We start from the raw sequence: 9,821 nt of genomic DNA on the forward strand, positions 1-9,821 counted from the left end.
GCGGCCCTGCTCGCCGGCCCGCGCGGCTTCCACCGCCGCGTTCAGCGCGAGGATGTTGGTCTGGAAGGCGATGCCGTCGATGGTGCCGATGATGTCGGCGATCTTGCGCGAGGCGGCGGTGATCTGCTCCATCGTCGCCACCACCTGGCCCACCACCTCGCCACCCTTGGCCGCAGCGCCGGTGGCGCTGGTGGCGAGCTGGTTGGCGGTGCGGGCGGTCTCGGCGTTCTGCTTGACGGTGGCGGTGAGCTGTTCCATCGAGGCGGCGGTCTGCTCCAGGTTGGCGGCCTGCTGCTCGGTGCGCTGGCTCAGGTCCGCGTTGCCGCCGGCGATCTCGGCCGAGCCGGTGGCGATGGAATCGGAGCTGTTGCGCACCTGGCTGACGATGCGCACCAGGCTGTCGTTCATCGTCTGCAGCGCCACCGTCAGCTGGCCCACCTCGTTGCGGCCCTGGGGCTCGAGGCGCGAGCGCAGGTCGCCGGTGGACACCGCCTCCGCCACGCGCACCGCGTCGCCCAGCGGCCGCACGATCGAGCGCACCAGCGACCAGGCCACCAGCAGGCCCGCCGCCACGATGATCACCGCGCCGACCGAGCCCAGCAGCTGCAGCCCGCCGCGCCTGGCGTCGGCCTCGGCCTCGGCCTGCTCCATCTTCTTCTCCTGCAGCTTGACGAAGTCGCCGATGTCGGCGAGGTACTGGGCCACCGACGGGGCGTAGTCCTTGTCGATGATCTTGCGGGCGGTCTCGCGATCGCCGGCGGCGGCCGCTTCCTTGGCCTTGGCGCTGGCGGCCAGCAGCTGCGCGCCGTGGCCCATGATGACCTTCATCTGCGCCTGGTCCTCTGGGGTCTGCGCCTCCTCGGCGACCTGCTTGCGCAGCGCCTGGACCTTGGGCGTGTCGGTGGCCAGCGCTTCCTTGAAGAATTCGGCGACGGCGGCATCGGAGCTGACGGTGGCGGCCAGGTTGCGGGTGACCGCGGTCTGGGTCATGCCCTGCCAGAGGACGGACTTGCGGATCAGCGCCTGGGCCTGCGCGGTGGCCTCGCTGGCCTCGTCCGCGATCACGTTGGCACGGTGGAAGATGTAGCCGCCGATCAGCAGCATCGCGGCCAGCAGGATGGCGATGGCGCCGGTCACCCGGCGTGCCAGGGGAATGTCGTTGAGGTTCATGTCTCCTGCCGCTCCGTTGTTTTGCTAACGGCGAGATTCTGCGCATAGGGTGTCCCGCTGCCAACCGGCCCGGCGGGTAGTGGCGTGACTTCCTGCAGTGAATACCCTAGGGTTGCAGGGGTGGCGGGTGTAACGCGGGCGACTCCGCCGCCGCAAAACGCTGGATTAGACTGGCCCGACAACAACAGCGACAGGAGACCGCGGCCATGGCGACGCCTCTGATGGGCCAGATGATGACGAGCCCGCTGACGATCTCGTCGCTGATCACCCATGCGGCCCGGCATGCGGGCGCCACCGAGATCGTCACCAAGCGGGTGGAGGGCGACCTGCACCGCTACACCTGGCGCGACGCCGAGCAGCGTTCCCGCCAGATGGCCCAGGCCCTGCTGAAGCTGGGCTGCCAGCCTGGCGAGCGCATCGCCACGCTGGCCTGGAACACCCACCGCCACCTGGAGACCTACTACGCGGTGGCCGGCTCGCAGATGGTGATCCACACGATCAACCCGCGCCTGTTCCCCGAGCAGATCGCCTGGATCGCCAACGATGCGCAGGACAGCGTGCTGTTCTTCGACGCCACCTTCCTGCCGCTGGTCGAGAAGCTCGCGCCCTCGCTGCCCAGCGTGCGCCATTTCGTGCTGATGACCGACCGCGCCCACATGCCGGCCGAGACCTCGCTGAAGGGCCTGCTGTGCTTCGAGGAACTGATGGCCGCCGAGGACGGCCGCTACGCCTGGCCCGAGTTCGACGAGAACAGCGCCGCCTGCCTCTGCTACACCTCCGGCACGACCGGCAACCCCAAGGGCGCCGTCTACAGCCACCGCTCCAGCGTGCTGCACTCGATGGCCGCGGCCCTGCCCGACGCGATGGGCTGCTCCGCGCGCGACGTGGTGCTGCCGGTGGTGCCGATGTTCCACGTCAACGCCTGGGGCATCCCGTACACCGCGGCGCTGGTCGGCTTCAAGCTGGTGATGCCGGGGCCGCACCTGGACGGCAAGTCGCTGTACGAACTCTTCGAGGGCGAGAAGGTCACCTTCTCCGCCGGAGTGCCGACCGTCTGGCTGGGCCTGCTCAACTACGTGAAGGCCAACGGCCTGAAGTTCTCCACCTTCAAGCGCACGGTGATCGGCGGCTCGGCCTGCCCGCCGGCGATGATGAAGGCGCTGAAGGAGGACTACGGCATCGAGGTGATCCACGCCTGGGGCATGACCGAGATGTCGCCGCTGGGCACGCTGTCCAAGCTGAATGCGCGCCAGGCCGCGCTGCCTGCCGATGAACAGCAGCACCTGCTGGAGAAGCAGGGCAAGGTGATCTGGGGCGTGGACATGGCCATCGTCGGCGACGACGGCCGCGAGCTGCCCTGGGACGGCCAGAGCGCCGGCAACCTGCTGGTGCGCGGTCATTGGGTGATCGACCGCTACTACAACCATCCCGAATCGCCGCTCGCCAGCGTGGACGGCAAGCCCGGCTGGTTCCCGACCGGCGACGTCGGCACCATCGACCAGGACGGCTTCCTGCAGATCACCGACCGCAGCAAGGACGTGATCAAGTCCGGCGGCGAGTGGATCAGCTCCATCGAGCTGGAGAACATCGCGATGGCCCACCCGGATGTCTTCGAGGCCGCGGTGATCGCGCTGCCCCATCCGAAGTGGGACGAGCGGCCGCTGCTGGTCGTGGTGAAGAAGCCGGGTGTCGAGCTGACGCGCGAGCAGATGCTGGGCTTCTTCGAGGGCCGCATCGCCAGGTGGCAGATCCCCGATGACGTGGCCTTCGTCGCCGAGATCCCGCACACCGCCACCGGCAAGATGCAGAAGCTCAAGCTGCGCGAGCAGTTCAAGGACCACAAGTTGCCGGGAATCTGACAAGGCGCTGACAGCGCCCGCTGGGGAAGTCCCCGACCGCCGCGGCGGGCCATGTCCAGTACCGTCTGTGCGCCTAGTAGAGAACGCAAAGTTCCACCTTCTCAACATCACCCCCACAAGGAGACAACGATGTCGAACCAGTACCTGAAGACCGCATTGGTCGCGGCCCTGCTTGCCAGTGCCGCTGCCGCCCAAGCGCAGAAGGGCGAGACGGTCAAGATCGCGTGGATCGATCCGCTCTCGGGCCTGATGGGCCCGGTCGGCCAGAACCAGGTCAAGAGCTTCCAGTTCTTCGCGGAGAAGTACAACAAGAGCAACCCGGCCGGCGTGAAGTTCGAGCTGGTCCCGATCGACAACAAGCTGAGCCCCGCCGAGTCGCTGAACGCGCTGAAGAGCGCCACCGACCAGGGCATCCGCTACGTGATCCAGGGCAACGGTTCCAGCGTCGCGCTGGCGCTGGTGGACGCGATCAACAAGTACAACGAGCGCAATCCCGGCAAGGAAGTCGTCTACCTGAACGACGCCGCGGTGGACCCCGACCTGACCAACAGCAAGTGCAGCTACTGGCACTTCCGCTTCGACGCCGACACGTCGATGAAGATGGAGGCGATCACCACCTTCCTGAAGGACCAGCCGGAGGTCAAGAAGGTCTTCCTGCTGAACCAGAACTACTCGCACGGCCACCAGGTCGCCAAGTACGCCAAGGAGCTGCTCGCTCGCAAGCGCCCGGACATCCAGATCGTCGGCGAGGACCTGCACCCGATCGCCCAGGTGCGCGACTTCGCGCCCTACGTCGCCAAGATCAAGGCCAGCGGCGCCGACATGGTGATCACCGGCAATTGGGGGTCAGATCTTGCCCTGCTGGTGAAGGCCGCCAACGAGGCCGGCTACACCGGCAAGTTCTTCACCTACTACGCCGGCGTCACCGGCACGCCCACCGCCATGGGCGCCAGCGGCGAGAACCGCGTCTACCAGGTCGCCTACAACTACAACAACATGGGCGGCAACATGGACAAGCTGGCCGACGAGTTCAAGGCCAAGTTCAACGACGACTTCTACACCGGCAGCATCATCCACATCTTCGAGGCGCTGACCAACGGCATGGCCAAGGCCAAGAGCACCGACCCGCTGAAGGTGGCCAAGGCGCTGGAAGGCCTGAGCTTCAAGAGCTTCAACGGCGAGGTCAGCGTCCGCGCGACGGACCACCAGCTGCAGCAGCCGCTGTACATCTCGCTGTGGGCCAAGGCCGATGCCAAGCATCCGTACAGCGTGGAGAACACGGGCTACAACTTCAAGGTGGTGAAGGCGTTCGAGTCCTATGTGTCCTCGACCCCGACTTCCTGCCAGATGAAGCGCCCGTAACGGACCACCCCCGTAGCCGCTGCGCGGCTCCCCCTCAAGGGGGCGCAGCCAGCGGCCTGGCGGAGCCAGTTCCGCGGCTGCCGCTTGATGTGTCGTACCAGACGGAATCGCCGTGGACCAAATCCTCATCAACCTGCTGAACGGCCTGTCCTCCGGGCTGCTGCTGTTCATGCTCAGCTCCGGCCTCACGCTGATCTTCAGCATGATGGGCGTGCTGAACTTCGCGCATGCCAGCTTCTACATGCTGGGCGCCTACATCGCCTACAGCCTGGCCGGCGTGCTGGGCTTCTGGACGGCGCTGATCGCCGCGCCGCTGCTGGTGGGTGTGGCCGGCGCGCTGTTCGAGCGCACGGCGCTGCGCCGCGTGCACAAATACGGCCATGTGCCCGAGCTGCTGATCACCTTCGGCCTCAGCTACGTGCTGCTGGAGGTGGTGCAGCTGGTGTTCGGCCAGACGGCCGTGCCCTTCACGCCGCCGCCCTCGCTGCAGGGCTCGGCCTTCACGATCATCCAGAGCCCGGCGAGCGGCCTGTCCTTCGCGCTGGGCGCCGCACCGGCCGCCGTGTGCTCGGCTGCCTCCTGCTCGACCTTCCCGCTGACCCGCGTGTTCATGATGGCCGTGGCGCTGCTGATGCTGCTGTCGTTGTGGCTGCTGCTGACCCGCACGCGGGTGGGCCTGGTGATCCAGGCGGCACTGACGCATCCCGAGATGGTCGAGGCGCTGGGCCACAACGTGCCCGCCGTCTTCATGCTGGTGTTCGGCAGCGGCTGCGCGCTGGCGGGCCTGGCCGGCGTCATCGGCGGCATGACCTTCGTGACCGACCCGACGATGGCCGCGCTGGTCGGCACGATCATTTTCGTCGTCGTGGTGGTCGGCGGTATCGGCTCGCTGTCCGGTGCCTTCGTCGGCTCGCTGCTGATCGGCCTCTTGCAGACCCTGCCGCTGACGGTGGACGGCTCGCTCGCCACGCTGTTCAACAAGTTCGGTGCCGGCGTCACGCCCGACACCTTCGGCTACCCGATCCTGAAGCTCTCGCTGGCCCAGGTCGCGCCGATCCTGCCCTACCTGCTGATGGTGCTGATCCTGATCTTCCGGCCCAAGGGCCTCCTCGGTACGCGGGAGGACTGAACCTTGGCTGCCCAACAACAATTCCACTTCAAACCCTACAACGTCGGTCGCTGGATCGTCTGGGGCGTCTATGCGCTGATGCTGCTCGTCGCGCCGCTGATCTGGACCAGCGGCCTGGCGCAGTCGATGCTCACGCAGATGGGCATCGGCATCATCGCCTGCCTCGCCTACAACATGCTGCTGGGCCAGGGCGGCATGCTCAGCTTCGGCCATGCGCTGTACAGCGGCTTCGGCGCCTACCTCGCCATCCACACGCTCAACGCCGCCGGCGCGGGCCGCTGGAACATTCCGGTGAGCCTGATCCCGCTGGTGGGTGGTGTGGCGGGCCTGTTCTTCGCGGGCCTGCTGGGCTATGTGTCGACGAAGAAGGCCGGCACCACCTTCGCGATGATCACGATGGGCCTGGGCGAGCTGGTGTGGTCGATGTCGCTGATGCTGCCGGAGTTCTTCGGCGGCGAGGGCGGCGTGTCCAGCAACCGCGTCGTCGGCAAGCCGGTGCTGGGCATCAGCTTCGGCCCGCAGATCCAGCTCTACTATCTGATCGCGGTCTACTGCTTCGTCTGCACCGGCGCGATGTTCGCGCTGACCCGCACGCCGCTGGGCCGCATGCTCAACGCCGTGCGCGACAACCCCGAGCGCGTCGAGTTCATCGGTTATGACACCCGCTGGGTGCGCTACCTGGCTTTCATGATCTCGGGCTTCTTCATGGGCGTGTCGGGCGGCCTCGGGGCCTTGAACACCGAGATCGTCACCGCCGAGGTGGTCGGCGCGGCCCGCTCCGGCGCGCTGCTGCTGTTCACCTTCCTGGGCGGCGCCACCTTCTTCTTCGGGCCCATCATCGGCGCGGTGCTGATGGTGATCGCGCTGGTGCTGCTGTCGGAGCTGACCAAGGCCTGGCTGCTGTACCTCGGCCTCGTGTTCCTGTTCATGGTCATGTATGCGCCGGGTGGCATCGCCAGCCTGATCATGATGAACCTGCGCGTGGCGGCCTTTGGCAAGCTGCGCAAGCTGTGGACCTCGTATCTCGCGCTGGCGCTGACGGCCTTCACGATCCTGGTCGGCGGCGGCGCGATGGTCGAGATGGTCTACCACCTGAAGCTCAACGAGGCGCTGGGCCCCCAGATGAACTACATGGGCGCATCGATCAACGCCAAGGGGCTGGATGCCTGGGTCGGCGCGAGCTTCGTGCTGATCATCGGCGCGGCGCTGTTCGAGCTGGCCCGCCGCCAGTACGCCCGCGAATGGAGCGAGATCCAGGAAGAGATCGAGAAAGAGATCAAGCGGAGAGAAGCGCTGTGAGTTACGCCCTTGAACTGCTCGACGTCCACAAGAGCTTCGGCAAGAGCGCCATCATCCGCGGCGCGCAGCTGCAGGTGAACGCCGGTGAGCGGGTCGCCATCATCGGCCCCAACGGCGCGGGCAAGTCCACGCTGTTCAACCTGATCAGCGGCCGCTTCGGCATCACCAGCGGCCAGATCAAATTGAACGGCGAGCGCATCGACGGCATGAAGCCCTACGAGATCAACCGCCGCGGCCTCTCGCGCAGCTTCCAGGTCTCCAACCTGTTCACGCGGCTGTCGGTCTTCGAGAACATCCGCTGCGCGGTGCTCTGGAGCATGGGCCACCGCTATGCGTTCTGGAAGTTCCTGGCCGACCTGACCGACGCCAACGAGCGCGCGGAGGAGGTGATGGCGATGATCAAGCTCGACAAGAAGCGCGACGTGCTGGCGATGAACCTCACCTACGCGGAGGCCCGCGCGCTGGAGATCGGCATCACCATCGCCGGCGGCTCCAGCGTGATCCTGCTGGACGAACCGACCGCCGGCATGAGCAAGAGCGAGACCTCGCGCTTCATCAACCTGATCCGCGACGTCACCCAGGGCAAGACCCTGCTGACCGTGGAGCACGACATGGGCGTCGTCTTCGGCCTGGCCGACAAGATCGCGGTGCTGGTCTACGGCGAGGTGATCGCCTTCGACACGCCTGATGCGGTGCGCGCCAATGCGCGGGTGCAGGAGGCGTATCTCGGCTCCGTCCTGGCGGAGGCGCATTGACATCATGAGCGACCGTACTCTCAAGCTCGACAACGTCCACGCCTTCTACGGCAAGAGCCACGTGCTGCACGGCGTGACGATGGAAGTCCGCCCCGGCGAGATCGTCAGCCTCCTGGGTCGCAACGGCTCGGGTCGATCGACCACGGCCAAGACCATCATGGGCCAGGTCGACGCGCAGGGCCGCATCGAGTTCGGCGGCAAGCCGCTGCTGGGCCTGAAGGCCTACGAGGTGGCCCACAGCGGCATCGGCTACGTGCCCGAGAACCGCGACATCTTCCCCAAGCTCACCGTGCACCAGAACCTGATGCTGGGCGAGAAGCGCAAGGGCAAGGCGAAGCCCCGCTGGAGCTTCGAGGACATGTACACGATGTTCCCGCGCCTGAAGGAGCGCCAGCACACCGAGGCCGGCGTGCTGTCCGGCGGCGAGCAGCAGATGCTCACCTTGTGCCGCACGCTGATGGGCGACCCCGACCTGATCATGATCGACGAGCCCACCGAGGGCCTGGCGCCCAAGATCGTCGAACTGGTGGCCGAGTACCTGAAGGAACTGCGCAAGCGCGGCGTCAGCGTGCTGCTGGTCGAGCAGAAGCTGGCCATCGCGCTGGAGATCTCCGAGCGCTGCTACGTGATGGGCCACGGCCGTATCGTGTTCGAAGGCACGCCCGCGGAACTGCGGGCGAATGCCTACATTCGCAAGGAGTGGCTGGAGGTCTAGGAGCGCTCAGGCCGACCTGCGGCGCACCACGGCGCCTAGCGCGGCCATGCCGGCCACCATCAGCATCCACTGCGAGGGCTCCGGCACCGGGCTGGCGCTGATCGCCAGGCTGCCCGAGTTGCCGGCTGTATCGGCCAGGTAGGGGCTGCCGAAGCCGCTGCTGAGCACGAGGCCCTGGCTGTAGCTGCCCCAGATGGCGTCGATGCCGACCGGCTTGCCGGCGTCGAAGCTGATGCCGGTGGAGTCGACCTCGGCCGTCGCCAGCGTGTAGACGGCGCCGTTGAAGTTCAGCGTCAGCGCGCTCGGCGCCAGGAAGTCGGGGCTGCCGGACAGCAGGGTCTCGTCGAAGCTGAACTGGCCGCTGAAGGCCGTGCCGGTCAGCACGCCGGTCTCGATGACGCCGCCGAAGTCGTAGGTGGTCGTGGCCTGGGCCGAGCCGATCGCCAGCAGGGCGGCGAGGGCGATGAGGTGCTTGGTCATGATGATGGTGTTTCCCTTGGAGATCGATCAGAACTTGTAGTTGGCGGCCGTCAGCGCGCCGCAGGCCACGCCCTTGAGCTGCACGATCGCGCGGCTCTTGGCCGGGCCGGCGCTGCCGTCCACGTCCACGCCGATCACGGCGCCGGCGGCTTGTGCAGTGCAGCTCACATGGCCGCTGGCCAGCGGATCGGCGACGGCGATGCCCTGCTCCTGCAGCAGCGCATGCAGGTCCAGCTTGTCGTCGGCCGGGTTGAAGTCGGTGATCGTGTCGCCGGCGTCGAGGATGCTGCGATACACGAACACGTCATGGCCGCCGTTGCCGGTCAGCGTGTCGGCGCCGGGGCCGCCTTCGATGACGTCGTCGCCGGGCGTGCCGACAATGGTGTCGCGGCCGCTGCCGCCGCCCAGGCTGTTCACCAGGTTCAGGCCGATCACCAGCGGGTCATGGTCGGACGAGCGGTAGGCGGTGGCCGTGTAGTAGTCCGGGCCGCAGGTGGTGCAGGCCGGCTGCTTGAACTCGGTGTTGTAGTCGATCACCGTCGGCTCGTCGGCGTTGACGTGCCACTCGGCCACGCCGGTCACCTTGGCGGCCAGCGAGGCGGTGGTGAAGCCGTGGTCCAGCCGGCCCGAGGCGCCGTCGAAGACATAGGAGTAGCCGCTGCCGCCCGGATGGAAGACCTCGACCACGTCGGTCAGCGCGCCGGTCAGCGTGGCGACCGGATCCTCCTTCGCATAGGAATTGAAGTCGCCCACCATCACCGCGTCGGTCGAGCCCGTGGCGGCCTGCACCTGCGGCAGCCAGGCCAGCAGGCGCTGGGCCTGGGCCACGCGGGTGGCGTTCCAGCAGCCTTGCAGGTCGCCGCTGTCGGCATCGGCGCCGCTGCCGCTGGGGCAGCTGCTCTTGCTCTTGAAGTGGTTCACGACGACCGAGAAGCGCTGGCCGTTCGGCGCGGCGAAGCCCTGCGCAAACGTCGGCCGGTTGTTGACCGGATCGGGGTCCGACATCGACGCGCCGAACGGCCAGCGCTTCTCGGTCGTCGTGAACCACTTCA

At 67.2% G+C, this 9,821-nt stretch carries 9 protein-coding genes; 6 read left to right on the forward strand and 3 right to left on the reverse strand.

Going from position 1 to position 9,821, the window contains the following annotated elements:
• Positions 1-1,170 (reverse strand): methyl-accepting chemotaxis protein (locus tag B0W88_RS35245; RefSeq protein ID WP_077037578.1); only part of this gene is annotated, 1,170 nt, incomplete at its 3' end.
• Positions 1,171-1,376: 206 nt separating this feature from the next.
• Here B0W88_RS35245 and B0W88_RS26445 point away from each other — a divergent pair.
• The 6 genes from B0W88_RS26445 (at position 1,377) to B0W88_RS26470 (ending at position 8,289) form a co-directional block, all read left to right on the forward strand.
• Positions 1,377-3,029 carry a 3-(methylthio)propionyl-CoA ligase gene (locus tag B0W88_RS26445; RefSeq protein WP_077037579.1) on the forward strand — a complete coding sequence of 551 codons (1,653 nt, stop codon included), beginning with the start codon at positions 1,377-1,379 and terminating at the stop codon, positions 3,027-3,029.
• 129 nt (positions 3,030-3,158) lie between these two features.
• The gene (locus tag B0W88_RS26450) at positions 3,159-4,391 is read left to right on the forward strand and encodes a branched-chain amino acid ABC transporter substrate-binding protein (RefSeq protein WP_077037580.1); all 1,233 of its coding nucleotides are present in this window, start codon (positions 3,159-3,161) and stop codon (positions 4,389-4,391) included.
• A 169-nt stretch (positions 4,392-4,560) separates the two neighbouring features.
• Positions 4,561-5,520 (forward strand): branched-chain amino acid ABC transporter permease, encoded by a 960-nt coding sequence (locus B0W88_RS26455; RefSeq protein WP_369973936.1) that lies wholly within the window; start codon positions 4,561-4,563, stop codon positions 5,518-5,520.
• Between the two features lie 3 nt (positions 5,521-5,523).
• A complete protein-coding gene (locus tag B0W88_RS26460; protein WP_077037582.1) occupies positions 5,524-6,819 on the forward strand; it encodes a branched-chain amino acid ABC transporter permease in 1,296 nt (431 codons plus the stop codon).
• Complete coding sequence (locus tag B0W88_RS26465) at positions 6,762-7,574, forward strand: ABC transporter ATP-binding protein (protein ID WP_077037583.1); 813 nt, start codon at positions 6,762-6,764, stop codon at positions 7,572-7,574. The genes B0W88_RS26460 and B0W88_RS26465 overlap by 58 nt, the downstream gene beginning before the upstream one ends.
• A 4-nt stretch (positions 7,575-7,578) precedes the next feature.
• Positions 7,579-8,289: an ABC transporter ATP-binding protein gene (locus tag B0W88_RS26470; protein WP_077037584.1), complete on the forward strand. Its 711-nt coding sequence runs from the start codon at positions 7,579-7,581 to the stop codon at positions 8,287-8,289.
• Positions 8,290-8,295: 6 nt separating this feature from the next.
• Here the strand turns inward: B0W88_RS26470 and B0W88_RS26475 are convergent, their stop codons facing one another.
• Together B0W88_RS26475 and B0W88_RS26480 are read right to left on the reverse strand one after the other, a co-directional pair.
• Positions 8,296-8,769, reverse strand: coding sequence for a PEP-CTERM sorting domain-containing protein (locus B0W88_RS26475; RefSeq protein ID WP_077037585.1), 474 nt, complete (start codon positions 8,767-8,769; stop codon positions 8,296-8,298).
• A 27-nt stretch (positions 8,770-8,796) separates the two neighbouring features.
• A partial coding sequence (locus B0W88_RS26480) for a type I secretion C-terminal target domain-containing protein (protein ID WP_144006986.1) occupies positions 8,797-9,821 on the reverse strand: 1,025 nt, incomplete at its 5' end.

Origin of the sequence: Pelomonas sp. KK5, from assembly GCF_001984095.1 — a bacterium.
Classification (GTDB): domain Bacteria; phylum Pseudomonadota; class Gammaproteobacteria; order Burkholderiales; family Burkholderiaceae_C; genus KK5.

Bases quoted from the DNA above. Each gene is read 5' to 3' on its own strand.
- B0W88_RS26445 (WP_077037579.1), top strand. From the start codon at position 1,377: ATGGCGACGCCTCTGATGGGCCAGATGATGACGAGCCCGCTGACGATC.
- B0W88_RS26450 (WP_077037580.1), top strand. From the start codon at position 3,159: ATGTCGAACCAGTACCTGAAGACCGCATTGGTCGCGGCCCTGCTTGCC.
- B0W88_RS26455 (WP_369973936.1), top strand. From the start codon at position 4,561: ATGCTCAGCTCCGGCCTCACGCTGATCTTCAGCATGATGGGCGTGCTG.
- B0W88_RS26465 (WP_077037583.1), top strand. From the start codon at position 6,762: ATGGAGCGAGATCCAGGAAGAGATCGAGAAAGAGATCAAGCGGAGAGA.
- B0W88_RS26470 (WP_077037584.1), top strand. From the start codon at position 7,579: ATGAGCGACCGTACTCTCAAGCTCGACAACGTCCACGCCTTCTACGGC.
- B0W88_RS26475 (WP_077037585.1), bottom strand. From the start codon at position 8,769: ATGACCAAGCACCTCATCGCCCTCGCCGCCCTGCTGGCGATCGGCTCG.